Annotated in this window: 27 protein-coding genes; 23 read left to right on the forward strand and 4 right to left on the reverse strand. The window is 31.7% G+C overall.

Annotated features, from left to right (window positions below):
* Window positions 1-340: 340 nt before the first annotated feature.
* The gene (locus J7I96_RS11770) at window positions 341-856 is read left to right on the forward strand and encodes a DUF1643 domain-containing protein (RefSeq protein ID WP_214922833.1); all 516 of its coding nucleotides are present in this window, start codon (window positions 341-343) and stop codon (window positions 854-856) included.
* A gap of 191 nt (window positions 857-1,047) precedes the next feature.
* Here J7I96_RS11770 and J7I96_RS11775 read toward each other — a convergent pair whose 3' ends face one another.
* On the reverse strand, window positions 1,048-1,707 hold the full coding sequence (locus J7I96_RS11775) for a helix-turn-helix domain-containing protein (RefSeq protein ID WP_214922832.1): 660 nt from the start codon (window positions 1,705-1,707) through the stop codon (window positions 1,048-1,050).
* Between the two features lie 317 nt (window positions 1,708-2,024).
* On the opposite strand from J7I96_RS11775, the gene J7I96_RS11780 reads away from it, so the two are divergent.
* The 8 genes from J7I96_RS11780 (at window position 2,025) to J7I96_RS11815 (ending at window position 10,793) form a co-directional block, all read left to right on the forward strand.
* Window positions 2,025-2,549, forward strand: a complete 525-nt coding sequence (locus tag J7I96_RS11780) for a hypothetical protein (protein WP_214922831.1) — start codon at window positions 2,025-2,027, stop codon at window positions 2,547-2,549.
* Between the two features lie 1,191 nt (window positions 2,550-3,740).
* Entirely contained in the window at window positions 3,741-4,760 is a 1,020-nt protein-coding gene (locus tag J7I96_RS11785; protein ID WP_214922829.1) for a hypothetical protein, read from the forward strand.
* Between the two features lie 591 nt (window positions 4,761-5,351).
* Window positions 5,352-5,972 carry a lasso peptide biosynthesis protein gene (locus J7I96_RS11790; RefSeq protein WP_214922828.1) on the forward strand — a complete coding sequence of 207 codons (621 nt, stop codon included), beginning with the start codon at window positions 5,352-5,354 and terminating at the stop codon, window positions 5,970-5,972.
* Between the two features lie 135 nt (window positions 5,973-6,107).
* On the forward strand, window positions 6,108-6,530 hold the full coding sequence (locus tag J7I96_RS11795) for a DUF6884 domain-containing protein (RefSeq protein WP_214922827.1): 423 nt from the start codon (window positions 6,108-6,110) through the stop codon (window positions 6,528-6,530).
* 35 nt (window positions 6,531-6,565) lie between these two features.
* Entirely contained in the window at window positions 6,566-7,657 is a 1,092-nt protein-coding gene (locus J7I96_RS28000) for an HNH endonuclease (RefSeq protein ID WP_251029146.1), read from the forward strand.
* A gap of 76 nt (window positions 7,658-7,733) precedes the next feature.
* Window positions 7,734-7,958, forward strand: coding sequence for a hypothetical protein (locus J7I96_RS11805; protein ID WP_214922826.1), 225 nt, complete (start codon window positions 7,734-7,736; stop codon window positions 7,956-7,958).
* 506 nt (window positions 7,959-8,464) lie between these two features.
* Window positions 8,465-9,307, forward strand: a complete 843-nt coding sequence (locus J7I96_RS11810) for a DUF6602 domain-containing protein (protein ID WP_214922825.1) — start codon at window positions 8,465-8,467, stop codon at window positions 9,305-9,307.
* Window positions 9,308-9,713: 406 nt separating this feature from the next.
* The gene (locus tag J7I96_RS11815; RefSeq protein WP_214922824.1) at window positions 9,714-10,793 is read left to right on the forward strand and encodes a hypothetical protein; all 1,080 of its coding nucleotides are present in this window, start codon (window positions 9,714-9,716) and stop codon (window positions 10,791-10,793) included.
* Between the two features lie 170 nt (window positions 10,794-10,963).
* Here the strand turns inward: J7I96_RS11815 and J7I96_RS11820 are convergent, their stop codons facing one another.
* Window positions 10,964-11,725, reverse strand: coding sequence for a hypothetical protein (locus tag J7I96_RS11820; RefSeq protein ID WP_214922823.1), 762 nt, complete (start codon window positions 11,723-11,725; stop codon window positions 10,964-10,966).
* A 222-nt stretch (window positions 11,726-11,947) separates the two neighbouring features.
* Between J7I96_RS11820 and J7I96_RS11825 the strand changes: the two genes are divergently transcribed.
* The 11 genes from J7I96_RS11825 to J7I96_RS11875 all read left to right on the forward strand — a co-directional run bounded on the left by J7I96_RS11825 (window position 11,948) and on the right by J7I96_RS11875 (window position 21,904).
* Window positions 11,948-12,505 (forward strand): recombinase family protein, encoded by a 558-nt coding sequence (locus J7I96_RS11825; protein WP_214922821.1) that lies wholly within the window; start codon window positions 11,948-11,950, stop codon window positions 12,503-12,505.
* A 33-nt stretch (window positions 12,506-12,538) separates the two neighbouring features.
* Entirely contained in the window at window positions 12,539-12,802 is a 264-nt protein-coding gene (locus tag J7I96_RS11830) for a recombinase family protein (protein ID WP_251029147.1), read from the forward strand.
* A 609-nt stretch (window positions 12,803-13,411) separates the two neighbouring features.
* Window positions 13,412-14,737, forward strand: coding sequence for a hypothetical protein (locus J7I96_RS11835; protein WP_214922819.1), 1,326 nt, complete (start codon window positions 13,412-13,414; stop codon window positions 14,735-14,737).
* Between the two features lie 46 nt (window positions 14,738-14,783).
* Entirely contained in the window at window positions 14,784-15,422 is a 639-nt protein-coding gene (locus J7I96_RS11840) for a hypothetical protein (protein WP_214922817.1), read from the forward strand.
* Entirely contained in the window at window positions 15,412-16,026 is a 615-nt protein-coding gene (locus J7I96_RS11845) for a hypothetical protein (protein ID WP_214922815.1), read from the forward strand. Before J7I96_RS11840 ends, J7I96_RS11845 begins: the two co-directional genes overlap by 11 nt.
* Window positions 16,023-16,481 (forward strand): hypothetical protein, encoded by a 459-nt coding sequence (locus J7I96_RS11850; RefSeq protein ID WP_214922813.1) that lies wholly within the window; start codon window positions 16,023-16,025, stop codon window positions 16,479-16,481. Before J7I96_RS11845 ends, J7I96_RS11850 begins: the two co-directional genes overlap by 4 nt.
* A gap of 372 nt (window positions 16,482-16,853) precedes the next feature.
* Window positions 16,854-18,311: a hypothetical protein gene (locus J7I96_RS11855; RefSeq protein ID WP_214922812.1), complete on the forward strand. Its 1,458-nt coding sequence runs from the start codon at window positions 16,854-16,856 to the stop codon at window positions 18,309-18,311.
* Window positions 18,312-18,482: 171 nt separating this feature from the next.
* Complete coding sequence (locus J7I96_RS11860) at window positions 18,483-18,800, forward strand: nucleotide pyrophosphohydrolase (protein ID WP_214922845.1); 318 nt, start codon at window positions 18,483-18,485, stop codon at window positions 18,798-18,800.
* Window positions 18,801-18,811: 11 nt separating this feature from the next.
* The gene (locus tag J7I96_RS11865; protein WP_251029148.1) at window positions 18,812-19,792 is read left to right on the forward strand and encodes an HNH endonuclease; all 981 of its coding nucleotides are present in this window, start codon (window positions 18,812-18,814) and stop codon (window positions 19,790-19,792) included.
* 343 nt (window positions 19,793-20,135) lie between these two features.
* Entirely contained in the window at window positions 20,136-20,531 is a 396-nt protein-coding gene (locus J7I96_RS11870) for a GIY-YIG nuclease family protein (RefSeq protein ID WP_214922810.1), read from the forward strand.
* Window positions 20,532-20,983: 452 nt separating this feature from the next.
* The gene (locus tag J7I96_RS11875) at window positions 20,984-21,904 is read left to right on the forward strand and encodes an HNH endonuclease (protein ID WP_214922808.1); all 921 of its coding nucleotides are present in this window, start codon (window positions 20,984-20,986) and stop codon (window positions 21,902-21,904) included.
* 429 nt (window positions 21,905-22,333) lie between these two features.
* Here the strand turns inward: J7I96_RS11875 and J7I96_RS11880 are convergent, their stop codons facing one another.
* Entirely contained in the window at window positions 22,334-23,431 is a 1,098-nt protein-coding gene (locus tag J7I96_RS11880) for a DUF4236 domain-containing protein (RefSeq protein ID WP_214922806.1), read from the reverse strand.
* Between the two features lie 154 nt (window positions 23,432-23,585).
* Here J7I96_RS11880 and J7I96_RS28005 point away from each other — a divergent pair, with 154 nt between their 5' ends.
* Together J7I96_RS28005 and J7I96_RS11890 are read left to right on the forward strand one after the other, a co-directional pair.
* Window positions 23,586-24,674, forward strand: coding sequence for a YHYH domain-containing protein (locus J7I96_RS28005; protein ID WP_251029149.1), 1,089 nt, complete (start codon window positions 23,586-23,588; stop codon window positions 24,672-24,674).
* Window positions 24,664-25,287, forward strand: coding sequence for a hypothetical protein (locus tag J7I96_RS11890; protein ID WP_214922805.1), 624 nt, complete (start codon window positions 24,664-24,666; stop codon window positions 25,285-25,287). The genes J7I96_RS28005 and J7I96_RS11890 overlap by 11 nt, the downstream gene beginning before the upstream one ends.
* Window positions 25,288-25,472: 185 nt before the next feature.
* Here J7I96_RS11890 and J7I96_RS28795 read toward each other — a convergent pair whose 3' ends face one another.
* Window positions 25,473-25,652, reverse strand: a complete 180-nt coding sequence (locus J7I96_RS28795; RefSeq protein ID WP_396020087.1) for a DUF3006 domain-containing protein — start codon at window positions 25,650-25,652, stop codon at window positions 25,473-25,475.
* 329 nt (window positions 25,653-25,981) lie between these two features.
* On the opposite strand from J7I96_RS28795, the gene J7I96_RS11895 reads away from it, so the two are divergent.
* Entirely contained in the window at window positions 25,982-26,488 is a 507-nt protein-coding gene (locus J7I96_RS11895) for a sunset domain-containing protein (RefSeq protein WP_214922804.1), read from the forward strand.
* The last annotated feature ends 8 nt before the right edge of the window (window positions 26,489-26,496 follow it).

The following is a 26,496-nucleotide window of genomic DNA, read 5'->3' on the forward strand; positions in this document are numbered from 1 at the left end:
TTTCTTATGAACCTCTAGGTATGGTAGTAACACGAAGCTGTGTTATAAATATGTACGATACGGAACGGGAATTTAGTGTTTTAAAGATGAGTCTGCCAACCAATGCTAAGTTTTGCCCCTATTAAGTAATGGGAACAAAGTTAACCATAAGACACTTCTTGGTACTTAAAAAGAGATGATAAGTCCAACGAGAGAGAAGGATAGTAAGAGGATAGAAATATAAGCGACCCCGAAGGACGGTAACACTCATCTGATGGGTCACTTCGCTTTATTTATAAGATAAAGCACGTATATTTTCCTTCTTTTGGTATAATTACCATTATAGATTGGAGGGAGTCTAATGGTCAAAAAAATAGAAAAATTAATAAAGTCTACTGTGATATTATCTGATGATGGTCTATACAGATATCAATTGTCGAGAGTTTGGGATGAAAATAAACCGAAGGCTACAGTTGTTATGTTGAATCCTAGTAAAGCGGATATGTTAATAACTGATAGAACAGTAATGAATGTCACTAACTTTTTGGTGGAGAATCATTATGGTTCAATTACAATTGTCAATTTATTTGCGTATAGGGCAACCAAGCCTAATTTTTTAAATCAACGAGATAAGGTTCATGAATCATTTAATAACAATTATTTAAAAGAGGCATTTTTTGATTCAGATGTCATAATAGTAGCTTGGGTTAGAGATAGGGATAAATATGTAACTAGAAAAAGGGAAGTTGAAAATTTATTACTAGAATACAAGGGCAAGATTAAATGTTTTGAGGATGGTAGTGGAAAAAAACTGCGACATCCAAGAGATTTAGGGTCGAAATGGAATCTCGTGGATTACGAATTTATGTTTGTTTGAATAACAGCTATTATTGAGTGAATGGGTAAAATTGAATTGCAGGATATTATTGAAAGTTATACCTACATATCCAACGGAGTGTCTTTAAAAGCATACTAAAAAATACAAGGAAACAAAGGGTATAGAGGGCAGCAAAGGCTGCTCTCTTTTTGTAGCTGGGAACAAAATGAACTTGCTCTATAATCTGTTTGTTATTTTGACTGTGTTTTATCCATCTCTTCCTTCACTGCTCTCAAAATTTTACCTTTACTTTTATCATTTAGCACACTCAGATCATTTTCAAATAACCCAACAAAGAATTCAAAGTTTCCTCTATCTTCCCTCATAGATGTTAAGAAGCTATATAAGTTATTAATAACAGGTTCAAAGGTTTGCATGTTTTTGTTTATATTAAACGAAAGTTCTTTTTTTATTTCTTCATTTTTTTCTTCCATCTTCTCATACAGATTCATCATCCATTGACTTTCAAGATTTATCATATCATTTTCTAACTTATTTGCTTGATATTCTCGGTCTGTATCAATGTCTTCTTGTCTCTGAATCCACATTTCTTCAATTTTAACCGCTCTAGCTTCATCCCAATTTACCCCTTGTTCTGCTTCAGCTTCAATCCTTGCGGGGGATTTAATCTGATAAAAGCTGTCTAAAAATTCATCAATCCCACTCTCTGTAAATCCTAAATGCTTCATTATATCGTAAGCGGTATTATAGTCTAACTTCTTAATTAATCCCCTTTCTAATTGTGAAATATATGTTTCAGCCTTTCCAATCAAACGTGATAACTCTCTAGATCCAATTCCCCTTTTGGTTCGTAATGCTTTTATGTCTCTTCCGATATTATTAATACTCATTTTTGCCCTCCTTCAAAATGAAATGAAGTATATGTAAATAATAACATACTGCAATTGGGTTTAAAAGTGTAATATTGTAAACGAAAATTATTACAAAAGTAATTTACACTGTAGTGTATTTATGATACAATAAATTCAGTTAGTAAATAGATGTGAACGTAATAATCATCAAACTGAAGGGAGATAAGTAGTTTTAGAAGTGAAAGTATTAAGATTAGTATAAAAAATTTGTAGTGAAAACTTAGATTAATAACCATGAAGAAAACAAAAAATTGAAAAGTGATAGCACAGCATTTACTTTAGGAGGAATAAGAATTATGAAAATTTTTACAGAATTAATGAAAAATGATCAAATCAAACGTAGTGTATTAATCAAATTTGGATTCGGAGATGTAAACAAATCTGAAGTTGAGAAGTGGGTAAAAGAAACATATCCCGAAATATATCATAAAATTAACAAAAATTTGAAATCTACTAAAGTAGTAGAATTTTCTCCTAGAGAAGCAGAAATGATTACTGAGGAAGAAAGAACAGCTATTCTAGATCGAGTAGAAAATTACTTGGAATCTCAAAATGAAAAGAAAGTAGACAGAGCATATGAGGATGATTTAAAAGAAATGATGAAGCTTAATGATAAATTAGGCTATGAGCTAGAACAATACTACGAATTATTATCCAGCTTTGTTCATGAAAATGACCTAGGTACAAAATTCTATAATTTCTTAAAGAAGAAGAAGAAGGATGAGGACGATTGTGGATTTGTTATTGATGATCAGCTGTATTTTATGTCTCTCTATTTTGAAGCAAACAGAGAGCAGTTGGTAGATGAAGTAGATAGTTGAAAACATTGGTTAATTAGAAAATAGCGGGAAAGGGTCAAGAATAAATGTAAGTTTGATTGTATTGATGAAAAAAGAAACAAATTTATAGAAAAGGATGAAAGATTATGACTCCAGATTAACAGCTATGAAAACGAAGGACAATTATTAGCAAACAGTGTTGATGTATCAGAAATGGTTGAGAAAGAACACAAGAATTTAATGCGTCATATCCGTGGATACATTTTTGTATTAGAAAATGAAACAAAAAGAAGAGAACAAGAAGGATTAAGCCACTGCACAATTTTGAGCAAATACTCTATGGACACAGAAGGGTAGGGTATTCATCCATAAAGCCCTAAAGCAACATGGTATACATTCTGTAATTGATAAACAAAACCAAGCAGTGTTGAGATTAGTAAAATAATTGATGCCAGAGGGTGTTCATTCCGAATACCTTCGAATATTAATCTAGTAAAAAAGAATAAGTGGGGATATTCGTTCCCCTTTCAAAATTCTTTTGAATCGTAAGCTTTTCACATATGTAACATGAAGAATGGATTTTTTTCATAAATTATAACTTTTCGTGTATCAGAAGATAGATGTAGCTCATGAATCTACACACCACGGTGTAAAAAATTCCGAAACGAGACGGATAAAGTGTACTTTATTGTTCAGAAAAGTTAACTATTACTCTTAATTCTCATACAGAATGGCGATAAGCTATAGATCAAATCATTTTTTCATCTACACTGAAAAGTCAATGTATGCAAAGACATGATGATAATTATTTGGATAAATAAGAGAATAGGTTGCCGAAATCGAGAACTCAGCGCTACTCCCTCTAGTCCTAAAATCGCACCTAGTGGAACTATAATAATCTTTAATTGTTATTAATTAATTTTTCTTAATTTGTTGTTAATTAATTTTACTTAAAAAGACCATAGCAGCAATTTTAGGTTATTATAGTTCCCTTTAGTTTTAAAAATGAACTAAAGGGATGCGATTGTTAATAGGTAAATATTCTTTCTATATTGTATGTCTTTTAACTCCAGAACTAAAAATTCGATCATGTATTTTAGTTCTGGAGTTAAAAGAAACGCATTAACCAAGGTATAAACATTCTGGAACGATTAAATAGATTTAGCAATTAAGTAACAAGTGACTATGACTAATTTGACATAGATTAAATAATGTAACGGGGTAAACATACTAATGGAAACTAATTTTGAACACAATATTAAACTAGATAATCATGTAATAACAAAACTACTTGAACAGAACGATAAAAGAGCTTTATTCATATACTCGTATTCATTGAGATGGAATAGCGAGAGAGTATGCGTGCCAACCTCTATCGCATTTATTTTAAACTTATTAAATAAGAAGGAAGTAGCAAGCAACGTCAATTCAGTAAAGAGTTCGCTTAAATCGCTTCTAGGAATGAATCTCATCAAGGTGTATAAAGAAATTACTCTTAAGAAAAAAGCTGATATTGATTCTCTGAATAAGAACAGCAAAATTTTTATTTGTGCAGAAGAATCACTTGCAGAAAATAATTACACACTACTTAAAAGTGAATATGTTGATATGGCTATGATAAATGAATCCGAACTTGAGAGAGAAGATATGATTGCAATCGTGTTGTTGCTAAGTCGTAACATCGAAAGAAAAGATGAGGTGTTACAAGTTTGTTGGCATTCCACAGATAAGCTTGCAAAAGAGCTTAAGATCAGAAAGGCTCGACTATTTAAATTGATTGAAGGTCTTAAAGAACTTCAAGTAATCTACTTTGAAAAATTGTCATTCGACCTTGGTAATGGTAAGAAGAAAGAACATAATATCTATTCTATGTTTGAGGATAAGGAACAGGTTGTGATGGCGATGGGTACAGCTGCTAAACTTGGTGTGCTAGATGGACGAGCCAAAAATACTAAGCCAGTAGAAGATGATGTAGTATCGGATGAAGCTATTATTTCTTTTGTAGATGAAGATGAAGTAGCTCATTATTTTACTGATGATATTATCCAAAATAGGCTAGCCCTTGTTGGAATTGAATTAAACACTAATTCATCTAAGAAAATTAATGAAGTACATTCACAATATGGGTTACAAGCTTTACTTTTTGCCTTGGATGAATTTCGCTATACTGTTGGAGGAATTGATAACCCAACAGGTTATATGATGAAGATGCTACCTATAAAGGCTAGGGAGTTCTCGAAAAAAGTATCTTAATAGTTGAAAGTGACATTCGATCTGTATAAGTGCATGAGGACGTTAATACGTCCTCTTCTTCAAAAATAATGTCTTACTTGTTTTGAAAGGGTAAAAGATAGCACCTCAAACTACACAGCATGGTGTCAGAAATTTCCGATACGAAGCTAATTGCTTTATTCCGATCCGTTTGAGCATTGTAGTTATCCTATGCTTTTCTTAACGTGTTGGGATTACGAGAAATACAGATATAAAGTAATTGTTATAAATTAGCCAGTAATTAAAAAGTATTAATATCGTCTTTTGAGTACGTATCCTCAACGAAATGGGCTAGCGTAACAGTAACTTGACTACGCCTCCCTTTCGTTACTTCGATTTCGCTCCGTTCCTCCTATTGCTCGTTCTTCACTTAGGTTAAGAAGGCAACTATCATATCATTAGGTAGTTAAAACAATAATTCACGAAGTTAGTACTTTAAAAGTTAATAAACTAACAAAATGACCTTTGCTGCTCTTTTTTCAATTTAACATGGTATAATATTCCTATACAATAAAGATAAGATGTATTACAAATTGAGATTGAATTATTCAGCATTAAGGAGTGTTTTTTAGTATGGTTATTACAATGAAAGATCGTTTAAAAACAAAATCATTTGGTCATGTTGTTACAAAAGTTAAAATGGAAGTTAATGGAATGGAGTTAACTGATAAGAAAGATAATGAAATAAAGAATACATATAATACAATATTAGATTTTTTCGCCAACAAGCCAATGCAGGGAGGATGTCATTTTTTTTCTGCCGCAATGTATATTTTGCTACAAGAACAAGATATAATATGTAAACTTATGATTGGAGAAGTAAAAGATGATTCATTTCCTACAAGTTTCAGTCATTCATGGGTAGAAATTGATGAACAAGTCTATGATATAGCTATTATGTTTCCACACCACTTGGAAGGACAACCACCTGTATTTGCTGGTATTGACTTAGATAATAAAAAAAAGTCCACTAGAAAATATGGTATTAATGACAAACTTCGCATTGATGATAAAGTTGCTCTAAATGCATATAAATTGAGTGTTTCAGATTATTTAGATGGACCTCCTCAAGGGAAAGATTATCTATGGAAGGATATCTTTAAAATGGGCAAAAGAATATTAAAAGGTAAAACAATAGAAGAATTGAGAAAATTATATAAAGATGAAAAAAGAGTATTAAAATTATTAAATTAAAACTAACTGTCTTTGAAATGAAACATAAAGGAAAACTCACTGTTTTTGTTTGAGTAGCAATTATTTGCTGCTCTTTTTCTTTGTTTTTACATGGTATAATATTCCTATGCCCTAAAGATAGAGAGGTATTGCCAATTGAAAATTGCATTAGTAAGTTGCACTAAATTAAAAGCTAATTATCCTTGCAGTACTAGAGAAATGTATCAAGAGTCAACTTTGTTTAAGAAAGCTGTTAAATTCATCGAGCAGAAAAATTATGATGAGTGGTATGTATTATCTGCAAAGTATGGACTATTAAAACAACATGATGTAATTGAGCCATACGATTTAACCCTCAATAATATGAAAGCAGCAGAACGAAAAAATTGGTCTGAAATAGTTATTAAACAGTTAGACAATTTACAAATAAACATTACACAAATAGACTTCTACGCTGGAGCTAAATATAGAGAATACTTAATTCCTGTTCTTGAAGAAAAGGGAATCGTATGTAATGTGCCACTTAAAGGAAAAGGGATAGGTGAGCAATTACAGTATTATACGTTAAATACAAAGTAACGTAGCTTGATAATTAAACATAGAGGTGTTCATCGATGGCAATACCAAAAAACATTAATAATGAGCATGTAATTGAAGCAATTCATAAGATCGATAGTGAAGGAGTACCAGAAAGACGGGATTCAACAAGGTTTAAGCTTTCTTTTGAAGGCAAATTTTATCCGCCTAAATACGTAATTACGATTGCAAACATATTTGCAAATGGTGAAGAATATTCATCCTCTTTGTTTAGTGGAGGGGATGAAACTAATAGATTCCTAAGTAGGCTTGGTTTCACGATTATTGAAAGCGAATCTAACTCTATTGACAATCAAAATTGGAACGTTCTAATTAGTGTTCCAGATCTTGAACCTGTGAAACGTTCAAGAGAATATCAACTTTACGATAATTTCATAAGAAATAAAATCGTTTATGAATACCTTTTTCATTCACGAACCCATCGCTGGCTTGATGAGTATGTTATAGGTTTAAATTCCGATGAAAGTGGTTATCAATCAATGGGAATACTACACTTTATCGGATTAAAAGCTAATCATAAAGGGTTTTTTAAGGATACGAGCATGAGTGAAGCAATTGCTCTGTTAGAACAGCAGGATTCAGATTTTAGTTTGGTTATTCAATGTCTGCAAAGGTACGAACAAAGTGGTAATGATGACTTAAATAAACAGGCTGAGCCTGTTGCAGAAACTGCAAATAAGTTAGAACAGTTGGCAGTGGCAAAAACAGAGAAAATTATAATAACTGAGACTGAGAAAGAACAAGTCATTATGTCTAGAATAGGTCAATCAACGTTTAAAAAGGCCCTATTAGCAATTGAAAAGAAATGCAGACTATGTGGGCTTTCAGATGAACGTTTCCTTGTAGCTAGCCATATAAAGCCTTGGAGTCAATCCAATAATCAAGAGAGGCTAGATGTAAATAATGGATTACTACTGTGTCCGAATCATGATACTTTGTTTGACAAGGGTTACATAAGTTTTCAAGAGGATGGAATGATTCTAATTTCAGCTAGTTTAGATGAAGCAACAAAGGTTTTTCTTTATATCAATGAAACTATGAGGCTAGAGAGGAATGAAGTTCAAAAGAATTATATTAAATGGCATAAGGAAAATGTTTTCAAAGAATAGTATTTTATATAAGGAAGGGAGGGGAGCATATGATTAATAACTATAAGATAGAGGATAACCGTATAGTTTTCTCTATTTGAAAGATTCCAATGAAAATGTGACAGGAGAAGTTTTCATTGGTCAACAAGATTTTGAGAGAGTTATGGATTTTCCGAACACATGGAGACTACAAAAAGTAGGCGACAGGCTAGAAGCTAGAGGAACATTCAGGGGTGAAGGAGTGAAAAAACAGACTATTTTAGCAAATCAGCAGAATAGAAAAGGTGCTAACAAAAATGTATATCTGGTATCAGAAATGTAAACTGGGATAACACACATAAGGATTGGAAAGTAACATGTGGACAGCGGTATATCATGAGGACAAAAAATTTTAATGAAGCAAAATTAGCTGCTATTCGGGTGAGAAATGAATTGTTTCCATTTGCAACTAAATAGACCGTTTTTATAATAGTCTTCCAGAATGGGTCAACTAGTGGAAACCCGTGGAATCAATCAAATAATCATGAACGGTAATGGGTTGCCACTCTGACCAAATCATGATGCTTTATTTGATCAAGGTTATGTCAGTTTTGAAGATAATGGAACAATTATGATTTCTGATAGCTTAGTAAAGCCACTATATGAAGTGGCATCGGGAGAATATATTTAAAGCAAATGCAGGTAATGATTGTGATATTTCTATCTCAATAAGAAAATAGAACGTAATTATTTGATAGTACGGAGATTTTCCGAGATAAGAAAATTAACATAATAAAGGGAAATAGAGTTATATGTCAATTAGACATTTTGAAGAGGAGAGAGAGTTAAGTGAATGATTATTTTAAACTGGTAACTGAAGAATTTAAATCTAAATCAAAACAGCTGAACCAATTTATTAAACATGGTCCAAGTCTAGGAACAGCAAATGAAGTGATATTAAGGAATTTTCTCAAAGGTTATCTCCCTAAGTGGGTTTCAGTAGGGCAAGGCTTTATTGCTGAAAGTGATGGAACGGTGTCAAATCAAACAGACATAATTATTTATAATTCAACATATTATGCCCCACTTTACCAAGTAGAGGACCTTGTAGTTGTTCCAGCAGAATCTGTTCTACTCACTGTGGAAGTAAAAACAAAAATAGACAAAGAGGAAATACATAATGCTATAGCAAAGATGATTTCTACAAAAAAAATAAATAAAAAGATTGAGACACTTCTTTTTATTTATAATCCCCCAAAAAAGATTGAAACAATTAAAGATTATTTAGTTTCTTATGATTTCTCAAATACACCTATTGAATATATACCAGATGCGTTTTACGGCATCGAACAGTTTAAAATATTTAAGGGGAAATTAATTGATGAGGAATTAAAAAAACAGAAAAAGTATAAAGTGGGTTACTTAGGTCACATGAATAAAAGTGATATAGATTTTGTTATAGAGCAGTTTTACTTTGATATTTATAGTAAGGTAGAAATGTTAATTAATAATGATATTAAATCAGGAATTGATAATGTATGGTACATCTCAGAAGGTGAACCAGGAGTAGCAAAATTTCAGCCTCATGGTCGAGTAAGATATTCAAAACCTGCAGCATATGAATTTCAAATTATATCACCTGTGTCAGATGGAATTTTGGATACTTCAATAGAATCAGATGAAACTGAATAGTGGATATATCTTAGCATATGAGGAGAACTTTTCATAAGTAAGAAGTAAAGGAAATGAAAACTTAGAAATGGTTTATTTTATATTTGCTCCCCACTTAGGGGTCTTATCTAAAATTGTCTGGTTCTGATAGTTCGCCTCTTCTTAGGTTCTCCCTTAATTGCCCCGTCACAATTTCACCCCTATGGGCGTAAGGATGTTGTTGATTTATATCTCTACTTACTTAAATTAGATTAAGTTAACTATAAGTACTTAATGAAATTTTGATTTTATAAATTTCTTTTTTAAAATATAAAAAGACTTTAATATAAATATTTTTAAATTAGTTAATTTACCATTCGTGCCTTCCAATATTACAAAAATATGGTTAAAATATTATTAATGTTTAATTCATGTGGAGGTGGAATCGTTGGAGAAATTTATTAGTTTTATTTCTACATCTCAATTTAATGCAACTCTTGCAATTTTTTCAGTGCTATTAACAATAGCTATTTTTTTTATACAAGAAGCAAGGCAAAAAAAGCATAGTACAAAAGAAACAATTCGCTTAACAGAAGAACTAGTTAATCTTATCATTCGTAATTCAGTAAATAAAAGTCTAAATATATCAAATATTAACTTAACGTATATGCTTGAAGGGATGATGTTTTCAAAGAATTTTAACTTAAGGCATAATACGGAACAAATTCTTAAAATGGTATATGCTAAAGTTTATGAAAATGAGCATATTAGTGTTGATATACGACCTAGTTTATTATCCGAAATTGAAGATAGAATTAATGGCTTAATGTATGAAGAAGTTGATTTACCTAATAATAGTAATAAAAGAAGCCTCTGGTCTTTAAGTATTTCGATTGTAACAGCAGTTGTGGTATCATTTATACCATCATGGATTATCGGGTATGTTGAGCCGAGTAAGGGTACATTAAGTAATACTCTATTGTTACTATCAGTATTAGTTTTTATTATAGTTGTTCCTTTGTTAATTATAAAAGTAGTGCAGCCTATAGTGAGAAATAATAAAATTGCAAAACAGAATTCTACTCTAACTAACAGTAGTCAAATAAATATACATACTGTCCCAACCATAATTAATAATACTCATGGTTCTCCTGCTCCTGAAAAAGAAATAGAATTTAATAGTTTTGTAGAGGATGCACCAACTGTACTTGAAGTTTTTAAACAGCGGTTTATACTAGAAAATTTAATAAGTGAATTATTAAGAAAAACCGATAAAGACTTTCAAAATAATTTCTCTCCTATTAAAACATTAATGTTTTTGCGTGATAACAATACTATTGATAAGGATTTTTATCAGAACTTAAGAGAATTATTAAGGTTCTCCAATTCTGTTGTACATGATGGTACGAGTCAACATATGAAATCAAACTATATTAAAGAAATTATTAATAGTATGAAATTAGCAGCCGTTAATCTTAAAGAATTAATTGATAGTACGTCTAGCGATGATGATATTAAAACAGCTTAGATTTGATCAGTAGAAAACTTGCTTTTTTAAAGGCAAGTTTTTTTAATTTTACTGTTACCGATTGAGTGTACGAATACGGTAACGATTTGCTTATTAATACAGAACCTGTAGCATCAAGGTTTTTCTCATGTTGGTTTTGTTATCGTTTGATTGTTATTGAAATAAGACGCTTACACAGCGTCTCTCTTATTTATTCCAACATTTTCTTCATATCTCTTTAAAATTTCGTAATTATCAAGTGCAGTTTTTTCTCCAGAGATTATCTTTCTTCCTATACTTAAAATTTCTGTTTCACATTGGTCTAATACTGTATAGATTGACATTGGGTTAACATCTCTCAGTATAACTTTCTTCTCGTTTGACAATATGAACCCAAGCATAGATAACAAATGATTATCTTCTGTCCATGCTTTTACTACTCCTTCTTCTAGGTTTGATTTAGTTTTAAATGCTAATCTTCCTAAAAATGAATGATATGTCCTACATAGCACATAGAACTCCTCACCTAAATAGATTCTATCCTTGTTTAATTGTTCAGAAGCAGTTTTAAGAATGCCGTTCTGATCGATAGTAGGTATATTACTCAAAAACTTCTCTCTAACATCCTCGTAGTCGTACTCATGAGGAGCGATTAATCCATAGAAGCTAATTACTTCCATTACCTCTCCTTTTAGCTTGAACATATATTCCCATGAATTCTCTAGACCATTAAGTCTCTTCTCGATGGTCGCTTGGCTCTCTGTAGAGAATGTAGAAAGAGCTGAGTTTAATTTTGTTTGCTCTTTCATCAAACTGTTTTTGACCTCTTCTAATCTCTTATTTTGTTTATATGAAACAATTGACTGGAATATATTAAAAACAAATGAAGCTAGAGTGAGAAGAAAGCCTGTAACGACAGCAACAGCAATATTTTCTTGTATCCAATTTAGCAAATGCAAACCCTCCCTTAATATTAACTTTACTAGGATGTGATATCCTTTGCTATTGTTTTTTGATGTAAGAGTGTTTCAAAAACTATTGATTATGGTACACAGAAGGTGAACCACGTAAAATCAGCTTTTGTTCTGTTCCAAAAATATATACCAAAAACAATTGAATGTGGAATATGTTTTTGGTACATTAGTGTTAACGAATGGAAAACAGGAGGAAGCTATATGATTTTCGGATATGCCCGTGTATCGACTACAAAACAAAGCCTAAATATGCAAATCGATGAGTTAACAAAATACAGGTGCGATGAGATTGTGACAGAAAAAGAGAGTGGAGCAAAAAAGGATAGAAAGGAGCTGCAAACGCTTTTAGGAAAGTTAAGAAAAGGTGATACTCTTGTGGTTTATAAGCTCGATCGATTAGGAAGAACTATGCATCAGCTTGTAAACTTATTGAATGACTTCCAAGAGAAAGAGATTAACTTTGTCTCAATTAAAGATGGAATTGATACGTCAACTACAATGGGACGCTTTTTGTTTAACATCTTCGGTGCGATGGCAGAGATGGAACGAGAGGTTATCAATGAGCGTGTAAGGAGTGGACTAGAATCAGCTAAAGCAAGAGGACGTAATGGTGGGCGTAAGAAAGCTCATACAAAAGAGCAAATTAAAGCAATGATGCAAATGGTTGAAAATGGTGCAAACAAAACAGAAGTATGTGAAGTGTTCAATGTCCCGAGAACAACTTTGTACCGTTACATAAAAGAGTATGAGGGAGAGTAACTATAAGGATAAACTATTGCAATCGGTAAACTAATGATAACAGTACTAAGTGGTATTGCTGAATTTGAAGCTGACATGATTAAGGAAAGGCAATTGGAAGGCATCGAGTTAGCAAAGCAAAGAGGAGTATATAAAGGAAGACCAAGCAGGTATACCGACAAGCATAAAGGATTACATCAAGCTCTGGAGCTTTTCAACAATAGGGACACAAATAAACTGACGGTTAATGAGATATCTGACATAACTAAGATAAGTAGGGCTACTTTATATAGAGCGGTAAAAGAAAAAGTAGCGTAGGGTTGACTATCAAACTTACATACAGAAAATTTAATATGACTGGACGAGTTGATGTTTTGGATCGGGTAAAGGGATTGGTATTATTGCCTAATGCAGACTTTGCTATAGTTCAGCTAGTGGTTGATTTTTACGACCAGTTTATGCAGTCCAGTCATTGATAAACGACAATAATGTTGACTATCATTAGGTGGATAGGGTCTTTTTTAGAGAGGCGATATTCTGGACGTTTTAAATGTTCCATAAGAACAATTAGAAAGTCTTAAAGGAAAAATGAGGGAGAATGGGGATCAAGTAGTCATTCTGATCGTGGATTACCTCTTCCCTCACAGAGCATCTTTCATATTGGAAAAGGTGAGGGGGGGTATTTTCCACATTTTACGCCGCTGTTTCTATAGGAGTAGTACATAGTAGATATAGGAACACAGCACGAAATATTGATCGTTACGAAACGAAGGTAAATGAGTGTTATAAGTCAGCCCCTAGAATTAAATGGGATTTGGTATTTAGTTTATTTTGTTAACAATCTGTACATTTCTTAATAAAAAGAATAATATGGTAAAAACACCTTTTTTAATTTAGTTATATTGTTATTACCTAGGAGGAAATTTAATGGATATAACAGGAATCCTTAAGAGAGTTTTTGTTAGAACTATAAAGGACGATGTAATAGAAATAATTAGGGAAAGAAAAGAAGGATGGACACCAGATACTCAGAAAAAAGCGGATCTTGAAGCTGATTTTCTATCTTTAGCGGGGCTAATAAGGCCTGGTGAGATAGAAGATTTTGTAGAAATGGCTGTTATGAAAAAAAGTCAAGGATTACCTGCCTATACATATAAAGTAACTAACTTGGATTTCCTTGGAAAAATCGAAAAAGAAGCAGTTGAAGAAATCTATACCAAAATTGATGATCCATTCGGTACACAATATACAATTACAACTGAACAAGTTGAAAATTCAGAAACCTCTCTTAGGTTTGTTATACGATTAAAAGAATATACAAATTCATTTATTACAGGAATAAGAAGTACAGAAAATCTATCTGCAGTATTTAGGGCAACTGTTGAATTGAATAAAAGCACACAGGTTTTAACTGTTTTTGCAGGAGATCAGGAATTTCATGAAATAATAATTAATTATTTAACAAATACTTTTGGTTGGCCATTACTAAGTTATGAAATAACTGCAAAGGCAAGTCAAGCCTCACAAATAAGCAATGCTAGTTATAAAACTAGTGTATTAATCGATTTTATTTATAACAGGTTATCAAGTAGAGGGATAAGAGCATTATTAGTGGAAGATTTAAAATTTAAAGTTAGTAAAAGTCAAGCAAAAAGGACAAAAATTAAATCTGTTTCAATAAATGGAGAAGATATATTAATGTCACAATTAGCATGTGAATATGTTTCTATGGGCAGTGATATTATTTTTATTAAAGTTTCAATGGTTTCGGATAAAAAAACATTTAGCTGCAAAATATACCTTCAAGGCAGAGAGAATAAAATACTAAAAATTGTTGTTCAAGATAATTCAGATGGATCATTTTGTAATGAAATTATGAGGACAATTCAAGAAGAATATATAAAAATGTGTAATGATGGAATTTATGACATTCATGAAACTAAACAAAGAATTGAAAAAATATACGATAAATTTATTAATAGTAGTAGTGAAAGTGTAACTGAATTAACAAATAAATTAATTCAAGAAAATGCCTTACATATTATAGAATCATTTGCGAAAGTATCTTATATTTTTGATGTGAAGGATGAAAAAGTAGTATCTACTTTGAAAGAATTTATAAAAAGTAATGAAACGTTACTTAATACTGTTGGGTATGGTGATGATAATAATCATCTATTGAGATTTAAAGAGCTAATTGGAGAAGAAAATGAAGAAGAGTTTGTGGAAGAAGAATATATATCAAAAGAATAAATGATGTATATAAATGAAAATAGCATCGGTTAACGGGGGCTATAGTATGTTAGATTTTGATAAAGACTGTAAAATATTCAAAGTAAAGAATAATTTTTCTATTGATAAAATTATTTCATGTAATTCATCGATTTTTGAAAGCTATGAAGTCGAGTATTTAAATGACAGTGTAATAGAAATTTCTTTCTCGTGGATAGACCATTTGAAATTTCAAGATAAAATAATATCCCGAGAAAAAAAGAATGTTGTTATTATTTATATGAGATTTTTGAATTTAATATTTTGCTTCGGCAATACGGAAAGTTCAATATTATTTGCTATTAAAAAAATAGAAAGGGTAGCAGAGTTTGAAGGGGAAGAAGTAAATATTTTTGAGTATCTTAAAAAACAATTTTTAATAAATAATAATGATTTCATGGAGTTAATTTCAGTTAGTTTTTTAAAAGAACCTTCTGTTGTTGATAAAAATGAAATAATGAATATTGATATAGTGGATATTAATGATACTGAATTTAAAGAAATTATAACAAATAAGGAAATTACATCATTCTTATTTTATTCAGAAGAGAATGCTTGTTATTTTTTTATTGATAATTCATCAGTTTTGTGTTTTGATGATAACGCTAAAAAAAAGGATGTTGTGAATATCTTATTTTATGTTGCGAGGTATGTAAATGCTTCTTAAACCGAGATCTATTTTGTGTATAGCCTTTTTTTTGTCATTAATAGTAAACTGTTCAATAAGTTTGGGAGATTATTCTGTATTTAAAGATAAAATAGAATTATTGAGTTGGCTGTTCGCAGGGATAATTAGTTTATTATCCTTTTTTACTTTATTTATTGCCTTCTCATATGATAATAAATTACTTGTGGCATCAAAAAATTTAGATATTATAGTAAAGCCATATGGATTTACTATAGCTGATATTAGGCAAGCCTTTTATACATATGAAAAAAGTCTAATACAAGATAAGACTATAAATTTATTATATTGGGTATATATATATGTTGCTACTTCATCCATTTTTATTTGGGGTCTAGTAGTAGAATTATATACTGACTTTGGAATTTTAAATATTGGTGAATTTAATATAAATACAATAGTTAATATGTGTCTCGTAATTTTCTGGATATCATTAGTTCTATTATTATTATATATTGGCAACTCGATATATAGGGTTTATATGAAAATTAATCCAGTAGATGATTCTATAATGCCCAAGAGCAATGATCTCTGTAATTTGGATTACCTTATAAAATTGGGTTTAGATATTGATGAGTTTTTTTGATAAATACACCCATCTTAGAATTTTACAAAAATCCTCCTTTTAAAGATCCAACATTTGAATGTTATTTTATTCTTCCAATAAAAATGAAAAATTTTAGGTTTATCATAAATTTATATGATTTTGAAAATGATAAACTAACTATTATCTTTAGGTGTTTTGGTGAAATTAAAGATGATACTTTTGTAGGCAGTAACATGAGGTACAAAGTTGATCAAAATATTGGTAGTGATATTTATAATAAACTAATAAATACTACAGAGTTATTTGGAGAGGTCAAAGTTTATGATGAAAAATACAATGTGATTAGTAGGTTAAAGTTAAACGCAGAAAACAAAAATGATACAAATTATATTATTAGACCATTCCGAAGCCTAGAGATGGAAAAGACGGATTTGGATAAAGGAATATTCCATAAGGAAAACCATAATAATTATATTATTAAACGTTTAAATTAAGGATATAGATCATGCAGGAGTGGGAATATTTTAGAAATATATATTAATGAAAGAGTCGAGGATTGATTCCTTGGCTTTTTGTTTATAGGAAAAAGAGGACTTAGAGGGGAGATTTCCCCTTTAATAAGCCCCTACATATATGGGATTACTAAAGGGCAGATACATCCACTCGTCCTCATTTTTTTAAAACACTATTAATTAATGAAATATCGATTTTATTATGAAATTTAAGTGGAATAATTATCCTTATTATACACTATATAATTTTCTATATTATGACAATTTTTTAGGGAAAATCTCTTTTTATAGAAAGTATTACAAGATAATGTCATGAAATGTATAATAGTAAAGGAGATGAATGGAGGATACATAATGAAAATTAGTGAAATTTTTAATTTAGAAAAAAGTCAAAGAGAATTAGATTTCGTTGATATTGATATTGAAGCAGACTTACCACTCTTTTTAGATCCGTATATACTATCTTTAAAGGTTGATCCATGGTCAATAGATGCCCACCGTACAATACAGAGCTTTTTTCATAATGTAATTGATTTATATAAGGCAGGTAGGAGGGTAGAAGCAAAACAACTTTTTGTAAATCTTAGTGAGCCAAATGAAACATGTTTAGGTGTTTCAGATGGAAAACCGAGAGGTAGAGGTGTCGGAACAAACGAAGCAGTAGAAATATTTGAGAATATAACATCCAGTCAGGCGATTGAACACGGTTTAGTTGGTCATTTAGAAGATATGGTCATTTTTGTTGATAACGTTGGAAAAGATAAGATTTCAGACCTAATTACAAATGTTTTACGTAAACAACTTATTGAATATACCCAATCTCAATGTGAATTGCACGGTATTCCTTTAACTAAAGAAGTACCTTCTGGATATTTCTGGGATTCTACTATACGTAAATGGAATAACACTCTTACTAACATGTTAGTAGTAGAAGGAAGAAAAATAATATTAGTTCCAAAGAGTATAGTTACCTATTCGTACAAATATACACCCGAAAGATATTGTCAACATTTTGTTCTGAATTTTTTGCAGAACGAACATATTCGAATAAATTCTTCATTAGTTCAGAGAAAAACTCTTAAAAATGGAACAGAAAAAGTATGGGTTTCAAAGAAAGATATTGCGGAAGCTGAGAAAACCTTTAGGAAAGATTACCTTAGAGAATTTACCAAGAAACACCCAGATATATTTGAAAATTTTAGATCTTCAACAAAGAGAGAGGTACAGCCTCTTACCCATGATCAACTAGAAACGGATGATACATTTGATGTAAATGAATTCATAGATATTTCAATAGATAGATTGAATAGAATACCCACTGGTGCAAAATTTGCAGGAGAATATCATAGACATATACTGGGAATAATGGAATTTATTTTTTATCCAAGTCTTACTCGTCCTATAATTGAACAAGAAATACACCAAGGAAGAAAGAGGATAGATATTAGTTTTGACAACTCAGCTAATACTGGTTTTTTTCATCAGTTGCATGCTACCAAGGATATCCCAAGCCCATTTATCTTCGTTGAAGTAAAAAATTATTCTTCAGAAGTAACAAATCCAGAATTAGATCAGCTTTCTGGTAGATTTTCTCCTAACAGAGGGAAGTTTGGAATACTGGTGTGTAGAAAGATAGATGATATGGAAAAGTTTTTAGAAAGATGTGCTGATACTTATCACGATCATAGAGGCTTAGTTATCCCTTTAGTGGACGAAGATTTTGTTTATTTACTTAATGAAATAAAGAATGAAACAATTAATCCAGAGGAAAAATTGTTGTCCGAAAGGTTAAGGAAAGTTTTTATGAGGTAGCAATATGTTCTCGACTTTGTACCTAGATATGATTTTCTAGGTGAAACTAATCTTAATTTAGGTAAAGCATTTACTATAGGTAAATGCTTTTTGGTATTATTATAGTACAATTGGTCTAAAAAAATTTTTAGAGGGGGTAATGTTGTGAAGAAAAAGAGTATAGATGAATTGATGTCAGCTGTTGTTGAATTTAGAGATGAGAGAAACTGGAAGCAGTTCCATAATGCGAAGGATTTAGCGATCTCGCTTTCGTTAGAAGCGAGTGAGTTACTAGAAAATTTTCAATGGAAAAGTAACAAAGAGGCTTTAGGTGATAATATAGAAAATATTAAAGATGAATTAGCAGATGTGGTTATCTATTCTTTGCTATTAGCAAATGACTTGAATTTAGATTTAGAAGAGGTTGTGAATAGAAAAATTGAAAAAAACAAAAAAAAGTATCCTGTTGAAAAAGCTTATGGTGTCAAAACAAAATACACAGAGTTATAGGAGTGTACATAATGAGTAGAGTAATCCTTCAACCTACAGGAAATAAAGATGCGAGAGAACACTATATTGATACTCTTGTTCGTCCTGTAGATATATTAAGAATAAAACCGTTCATTTCCACGGAAGAGTTTAATCACTTGAAAGATTTGTACCCAAGTGGATTAGTTCCGACATGGGGAGTAACAGCTGGAGTAAATAACGTCAATGCGAATAAATGGAGTAAAATACAACCTGCCGATGTTACGTTCTTTTCAGCCAATAAAGTCCTGTACTCATATGGGTTTGTAACTTTTAAAATACATAATAAGCTCCTGGCTCAACATCTTTGGGAATTTAATTCAAAGGGAGAAACGTGGGAATATATATATTTTCTTGATGAATTAAGAGAACATGATGTACCAATCTCACTGTTTAATGAAATTGTTGGTTATTCAGAGAATTACAAAGTCCAAGGCTTTGTAGTTCTAGATGAGGATAAGAGTAGCGCCTTATTAAGCTACTTTGATTTAGAAAGTGAAACTGTTGTCCAACCAGTTAGTGAGGAAGAATACAGGGAAATTATTAAAAGTTTTAATATAGATACTCTAGACATTGAGGGTAAAACCAAGAGTAGGGCTGAACAGGGTTTTCTAAGAAAAGCGCTCTTTGGAAATAAAACGATTGGTAGATGTGGTATTTGTGGAAAGGAATATCCGATATCGTTTTTGATTGCAGCTCACATAAAGAAAAGATCGTTCTGCTCAAATGAGGAAAAGCTCGATTTTAGAAATATAGTAATGCCTATGTGTAAATTTGGGTGTGATGATCTATTTGAAAAAGGGTATATTTCGGTAGATAATGGGATAGTTTCAGTAAATGGGAAGGCTGTTACTCTTCCTTTAAGGTTGTATCTTGACCAAATTAATGGTTTAAATTGTGCATATTGGAACACTAATACCTCGAAATACTTTCAATGGCATCGTAATCACCATGACTTATCAGAAGTTAGATAAATGTATATTGTTGCACCTGTCGACTTAAAAAAAGGTGTTATAACTACTAGATTTCAATTTATTGACATGAAATCAGATAAAGATAATGAGGTTGAGTTTGTACTAATGGAAACAGGGCAGCTGAAGGTGAAGAGTATTAGAGCTAATGAATAATACCGTTATGGAAGTGTAGAAGTATGAAGTTAAATTGCGTCACCCTATTTTCTTCTGGAACATGGATTTTTTCCAAAAAGATTAAAATTGATGCCTTGTGTTTGCAACTTCATAATAAGTTTAAGATCGAAAGGGTCATAGATTATAGCAATGATAGAGGTGGGCATGTACTTCATTGAGGGGGGTTTGTATGGATGATTTTAGAGAATATATGAAAAACAAAACTAAGTTAGTTAAGGGATTCTATTTCGGTCACTTGGAGGATAATATAACTGGTGTCTATGTTCTTTTTAATGCAGAAAGAGAAGCACTGTACGTAGGGGAGTCAACTGACGTTAAGAAGCGATTTTTCAACCATCTTAGAGATAAAGATTTTGCTGACGAAGTTAACTATTTTGAAGTTTTTCCAATAGAGGGTATGCATGATAATGCCTATAGAAGAGTACAAGAAGGCAAGTTTATAGACATGTACAACCCTAAATATAACAGTTCAAACAAGGGCAAAAGCCTATTTGGAAAAATGTTTACTGTAGATAAGTTTGATAAGGAGGAAGAGAAATGGTTCAACAAATTAAAGGGGCATTAATACATACAAAAATGTGGTGGAATAGGTATTATTGAAGACAAAGCTTTATTTATTACTTTGTATTACAATCCTTAACTCTTTTGATGAAGATAGAAAACAAGATGACGGTCTAAGTTCGAAAAGTGACCGTTATACTGAACGGAAGAAAAACAACGGTATATAGAGTAGCTCAGCTGGATTAGAGCAACGCCCTTCTAAGGCGTCGGTCGGGAGTTCGAATCTCTCCTGGACGTCACATTGAGAAAATGGTTGATATATTATGGATCTCTGGTTAGAAATAATCAAGAGTGTCCGATATATATCAACCTTTTTTGTGGTATTTTTAGGTTTTGCCATCGGACAGGAAGCTATTATTGACGTTTTTATTATCCGACGAATAGGTAGAAGGTGTTATTTTAATAGAATATTTAATGTAAAATAGAGTATATAGGTTATGTTTAGGGGGAAGGCATTTGAATAATTTTATTGTTATGCAAGGTCACACTTATCAGGAAGAAAAAGATCTAGGGATTATTTGGTCGCCACAACAAGATAAAGGAGGAAATGTACCACACTCTTGGAAACGTATGGAAGAGGTAAAAAAAGGGGATCGATTCTTTCATTATGTAAAAGGTTTAATTGTTGCAATTAGCGTTGCACGGGATAATTATCAAAATGCTTCTAAACCTTCTAATATGCAAAATCATAGCAAATGGAACGATGAAGGCTATTTAGTGAAATTAGAGTACCATGAGCTAGATGTACCATTAAATGTTAGAGCTGGTTTAAATGAAATTCTCCCACTACTCCCAATTAAGTATTCGGCATTTCAAAAAAATGGTGATGGCAATCAAGGCTATTTATATCCTTGTAATGAGGAACTGGCTATTAAACTTCTAGATTTGATTAGTGATTTAAATATATATCAAGTAGACCAGGAACAACTTGAGCTATCGATTGATAATGTGAGAAGAACAGAACGAAATACATTAGTTCCAGTTATTGCAGAAACTGAATCAGAAGTAAAAACAAAAATTCGTTTAGGTCAACAGAAGTTTCGCAAGTATCTTACGCCATTGTGGGATCATAAATGCGCATTATGCAGTATTGATTTACCTGAGTTACTAAGAGCGAGCCATTCGAAACCTTGGAAAGATAGCACAAATGAAGAACGTTTAGATCCATACAATGGCGTACTGCTTTGTTGTAATCATGATGCTCTGTATGATAAAGGGTTAATTGCATTTGATGGACAAGGACGTTTGCACATATCTTCAGTGATCTGTAATGAAGATTATTTGAAGTATGGATTAGTACCAAGTACTAAAATTCAGATTCATTCCAAAAATAAAGTGTATTTTAAGTGGAACAAAAGGAATATTTTTGAAAAATAGTGTAATCTATATATGAATTTGTTTATTATAGTTTAAATTGAGTCTATTCCCATAAGTGTTACATTTCAGGAGCTTCTTAGTTTATTGCGTATATTTTTGAACAGTAGGATTTCGGGTGAAAAATCGAATGATCGACGAAATCCAACAAGCTTGATATAAATTGTTATAATGCAGATAAGTACACATGGGGAGAATTGAAGGAATAAAGGTCAAGTGATCATCACTTGACTTTCTTTACGTTAATATAAGATATAACGGGTATTACCTGGGCATGGTTTTTCTTTTATAGAAGCCCCGAATAGTGGCTCTCGTTAAGTAATGTTTCAACTATTTTTATGATACGTTAAGGGGAGGTATTTACCAAATTATATGCCCCCACATTTAAGGGACTATTACATAGTAGGTGTAGGTACACCAGTTTTGGTTCTATCATTCATTTATAGTTATTTTTTCAACTAAATCGAAGCCCTTTGTTTTTCTAAACAACATATAATGTGGAAAGTTATTCATTGATCCGGAACAATCAATGCTTTCAAAGTTCAATCCAGTTAAGATTTCTCTATCTATCTTGATAGAAAGGATTAATATTCTTTCTTCGTGGCCAGTTACTGTGTTTAATTGATCATCATACGCATGAATAATGACAGTTTTTATGGGGAGCAATGCAAATAAGTCTCTTGCAACTCGAAGTATACAACTACATACATAATCTTGTTGAAGCTCAAAGTATCGAGTTTTGGTCATTTGCTTAATAGATAACTTTCCTGTCTTCGTTAATTTCTTTTCTTCTCTAGGTATGACGTTATTTGAGTGAACATCAAATTCGACTTCCATATAAGATGGGCCGTTTGTCGAAAACTCAAAACCACTGCCAAATTCACTTAAGTCTCCTAAGGGATTCATTTCTTCAATAACTTTGAAATATGTATCAATATCCCCAGCTAGGACGTTTTTAGCAAACTCGACAAGTTCTTCCCATTCCTTATATGCCTTCTCGTCTTCCACTTTAGCTTTCTTAATTTGCTTAGACAATTGACTATAAGATTTTTCCTCTCTTTTAAACAACCATTCGAAAAACTTAGGTTTATAATTTTCGTAATTTCGAATAGCTTCAATTTCTTTAGGCCCAGTTTCTTCAAGTTGATATGGTGGATTGCTATTTTGTATATTAGCCCAATCTACATAATCGTCACACTCTTTATGGATAGACTTTACAAGCTCACATTGATTTTCAAATACATCGACTTCATATTTTGCGAGTTCTTTTTCTTGTTCACTACGTAATTGTTTTTGTTGAGTCTGTAAATTCCTCTGTGTTTGATAAGCTTTCGATTTATAAGACTTATCCGAAGTAGAAACATAGGAAAGACCTGTCCCTGGGATTCCAACACTACTTGTTCTTCTCCCATTACTGTTGATACTGTACCTTAATCCTTTTCCACCAAAGCTAAGACCTGTATTTTTGTTACTGACATTTAGACGAACCCCTGGGGCAATCTTAAAGCTTTTTCGAAACCGTAATCCCATATGAATTCCTCCCTTTTTGTAAGTATCTATTATTCTATTATTTGTTATAATAGGAAATATGTAAATTGAATTACATATATTTCACAAAAACCAGGATATTCGACACAAGGTAAAAGTACGGATGTCTAGTTTTCTATTTTAAGGAGGAGATTTCATGAGGAAACATTTTCAACTGTTTATAAGCAGTTTATGTTGCTTATTTCTTTTATTACCCTCAACAGTAAGCGCCCACTCTGGCAGAACAGATAGCAATGGTGGTCATAATTGCTCAGAGAAATCTATAGCTAAAGGTCTTTGTTCAGGGTATCACTATCATAATGGAGGTGGTAGTAGTAGCGGAGGAAGCAGTAGTTCGGATTCAAGTTCGAGTTCAGGTTCATCTAGTAGCAATTCAACGGAATCTGCTCCTTCAACTCCAGCACCAGCACCAAAAGTAGATGAAAAACAGGTGCGAGCCAATGAGCATTACAATACTGCCACTGATTTATATAACAGCGCCGATTACCAAGCTGCTATTATCGAACTTGAAAAGATTTATGAATTGAAAAAAAATGATAGTAGGACAGACACTCTGGTTCAAAAATCCGTTTCAGCTATTTATGAATTGGCAGAAACTTCATTTAGAAAAGAGGATAATTCAACTTCTAAGGACCATTTGGCTTATATCCAAGATTACCAACGTTCTAGTGACCAAATTAAACAAAAGGCAAAAGCACTGCTTGAACAAATCAAGGAAAATGAAGAAGTAGTATCGATACTATCCAAGGCTACAACTTCAAGGGATGAAAAAAATTATGAAGAAACTTTAACATTCATCCAAGAGGCACAGAAAATAAAAGACACAAAAGAAATCAAATCTTTTTATAATGAAACGGTTGAAGCTTTAATTAATGATGCAGAGGCAGCTTATCAAAAAAAGCAATATAAACAGGCTAATAAATTTTACAAGTTATTGGTCAAAATTGTAGATATTCCAAAAGTAAAGGCTCAATACCAAACAACACTTCAGCAAATAAAAGATGAACAGATAATACAAGAAAGCTTTGATATTAATACGACAGATTTCGAAGGAAAGTCTCTCTTTAATCATATAATGGAAGAAGAAAATGAGACTCCTTATAGTGAAAACGTAGTGAATTTTCTTGAATCTTCCTTAGAAGAAGAGGCAACAGATGCGATGAACTTTATTTTTAATGTTAACATCAAAGAATTATTTAAAGGGGGTAAAAAAGATGCAGCCTGAGACAAATTTAAAACGGAGAACCCCGATTTTTCAAAAAGCTTGGTTTATGTGGTTCTGGCTAATCGTTTTTCCTCCTGTTGGATTACTTCTTATGTGGAGACAGGGAAGATTCACCAAAGTTAAACGCATTGTAGCAACATTGATAGCAACTGCATATTTTGTCTTTCCAATCATAGCTTTTATGACCACAACGCTACCACTTTACAATAATCAAAAGGAATTTTTAGTAGCATTCAATAAGGAAGTAAAAGAGTTGAAATTGCCTTATTCTTTAGAGAATGTAAGTAAAGAAGATGAAACCATTACCTCAAAATTAAATGATGATGTCACATTAATTGAAAATATTGATGATAATGGTGCAGTTCATGAGCTAATTATGGTCGGTCAAGGAGAAGGGACAGATATTGTACTTTCAATGGGGTTGTTAATTGGTATGACAAATCCCGATTTAAGTCAAAAAGATGTAGGGCAAGTCTTAAAGGATTTACGTTTGTTTGATGAAAGCTATAAATATCAAAAGAATGAAACGAAAGTAGAGAAAAATACGATTCGTTATAATTTAAAATACGATCAAGATGCTGGTATGATTTTTAGTGTTTCAAAAGTGAATTAAGGGATACAGCTTACGGATAATTCCGTAGGCTGTATTTGGCTAGAATGATTCTTTATTAAAATTTAGATAATATAATCCAAACATTCGAGAGGTCGTTTTAACTACCCTATTAAGGTGAATACTAAAAAAGCACTTGCTCATGAGAACAGGGCAAACCTTTGATCAATCCTCAAAAACCACACACTTTAGGTCTCAAATTCTTCCTTCAACTTTTTAGTGCCTTCTTTAGAAATAGTAATTTTATCACCCTCTATAATTAGAATGTCTCCAACTTTAGCACTCTTTGGAAAGTGCCTTCTTTGATAATCCTTCATATCTCCACAGTCTATTTCTACGACTTTAGAGAGGGCAGACCAAGGAAACATTCAAAGCAATAAGTACAAAGATCTTGTTATAATATACATATAATCCAAATTATGGAGGAAATACAGATAATTAAAGTAAGTGCGGTTGACATTTATAAACAAACGGGTACTGAATTAACCATCTATTATGTATGGTGAAAAACTAAATTGCTTAACCAATATTGAGAAGCAATTCATTCATTGTTCAATCTTCCTAAGAAAAGCTCATTCATCATATAGAGTACCTTTATTAAAATAAATAATTGGAATTCTAATATAGAATAACCGTTTTTTGAATTTCAGTGATATAATTTTATAGCATTTTATCAATTGTTAAGGAGATACATAATATGTCAAATTCACAGAACGAAGAAGAAAAGAAAAAGAAAGGAGGGTGTTTTGGCTGTGGTTGTTTAATTTTTATTATAATTATTATTTTAGGTAGCTGTTCAGCAATGTTTAATGATAATGAAGAAGATGATGATAAAGAAAAAGAGAAAACTGAACAGGTAGATATAGATAATAAAAAACAAGTGGAAAAAGAAAAAGCTGAGAGAGAAGAGGTAGAGAAGGCGAAACAGGAAAAAGCGGAAAAAGAAAAAGCTGAGAGAGAAGAGGCTGAGAAGGCTAAACAGGAAGAAGAAGAACAAGAAAAAGCTGAGAGAGAAGAGGCTGAGAAGGCTAAACAGGAAAAAGAAGAACAAGCATGTTTAAACATTCGAGGTAATATTTCAAGTTCAGGCGATAAGATTTACCATGTGCCTTCAGGTCAGTTTTATGATAAGACTGAACCTGAAGAAACATTCTGTACAGAAGCTGAAGCCAGATCTGCTGGATATAGAAAATCTAAATTATAGTATCTCAT

Source organism: Bacillus sp. ISL-78 (assembly GCF_018613455.1).
GTDB classification, from domain to species: Bacteria; Bacillota; Bacilli; order Bacillales; family DSM-1321; genus Peribacillus; species Peribacillus frigoritolerans.

Coding starts and splice junctions, on each gene's coding strand:
- J7I96_RS11840 (WP_214922817.1), top strand. CDS start 14,784: ATGTTAGATTTTGATAAAGACTGTAAAATATTCAAAGTAAAGAATAAT.
- J7I96_RS11860 (WP_214922845.1), top strand. CDS start 18,483: ATGTCAGCTGTTGTTGAATTTAGAGATGAGAGAAACTGGAAGCAGTTC.
- J7I96_RS11830 (WP_251029147.1), top strand. CDS start 12,539: ATGATAACAGTACTAAGTGGTATTGCTGAATTTGAAGCTGACATGATT.
- J7I96_RS28795 (WP_396020087.1), bottom strand. CDS start 25,652: ATGTTTCCTTGGTCTGCCCTCTCTAAAGTCGTAGAAATAGACTGTGGA.
- J7I96_RS28000 (WP_251029146.1), top strand. CDS start 6,566: ATGGCAATACCAAAAAACATTAATAATGAGCATGTAATTGAAGCAATT.
- J7I96_RS11890 (WP_214922805.1), top strand. CDS start 24,664: ATGCAGCCTGAGACAAATTTAAAACGGAGAACCCCGATTTTTCAAAAA.
- J7I96_RS11790 (WP_214922828.1), top strand. CDS start 5,352: ATGGTTATTACAATGAAAGATCGTTTAAAAACAAAATCATTTGGTCAT.
- J7I96_RS11880 (WP_214922806.1), bottom strand. CDS start 23,431: ATGGGATTACGGTTTCGAAAAAGCTTTAAGATTGCCCCAGGGGTTCGT.
- J7I96_RS11865 (WP_251029148.1), top strand. CDS start 18,812: ATGAGTAGAGTAATCCTTCAACCTACAGGAAATAAAGATGCGAGAGAA.
- J7I96_RS11835 (WP_214922819.1), top strand. CDS start 13,412: ATGGATATAACAGGAATCCTTAAGAGAGTTTTTGTTAGAACTATAAAG.
- J7I96_RS11845 (WP_214922815.1), top strand. CDS start 15,412: ATGCTTCTTAAACCGAGATCTATTTTGTGTATAGCCTTTTTTTTGTCA.
- J7I96_RS28005 (WP_251029149.1), top strand. CDS start 23,586: ATGAGGAAACATTTTCAACTGTTTATAAGCAGTTTATGTTGCTTATTT.
- J7I96_RS11780 (WP_214922831.1), top strand. CDS start 2,025: ATGAAAATTTTTACAGAATTAATGAAAAATGATCAAATCAAACGTAGT.
- J7I96_RS11855 (WP_214922812.1), top strand. CDS start 16,854: ATGAAAATTAGTGAAATTTTTAATTTAGAAAAAAGTCAAAGAGAATTA.
- J7I96_RS11775 (WP_214922832.1), bottom strand. CDS start 1,707: ATGAGTATTAATAATATCGGAAGAGACATAAAAGCATTACGAACCAAA.
- J7I96_RS11870 (WP_214922810.1), top strand. CDS start 20,136: ATGGATGATTTTAGAGAATATATGAAAAACAAAACTAAGTTAGTTAAG.
- J7I96_RS11785 (WP_214922829.1), top strand. CDS start 3,741: ATGGAAACTAATTTTGAACACAATATTAAACTAGATAATCATGTAATA.
- J7I96_RS11825 (WP_214922821.1), top strand. CDS start 11,948: ATGATTTTCGGATATGCCCGTGTATCGACTACAAAACAAAGCCTAAAT.
- J7I96_RS11770 (WP_214922833.1), top strand. CDS start 341: ATGGTCAAAAAAATAGAAAAATTAATAAAGTCTACTGTGATATTATCT.
- J7I96_RS11895 (WP_214922804.1), top strand. CDS start 25,982: ATGTCAAATTCACAGAACGAAGAAGAAAAGAAAAAGAAAGGAGGGTGT.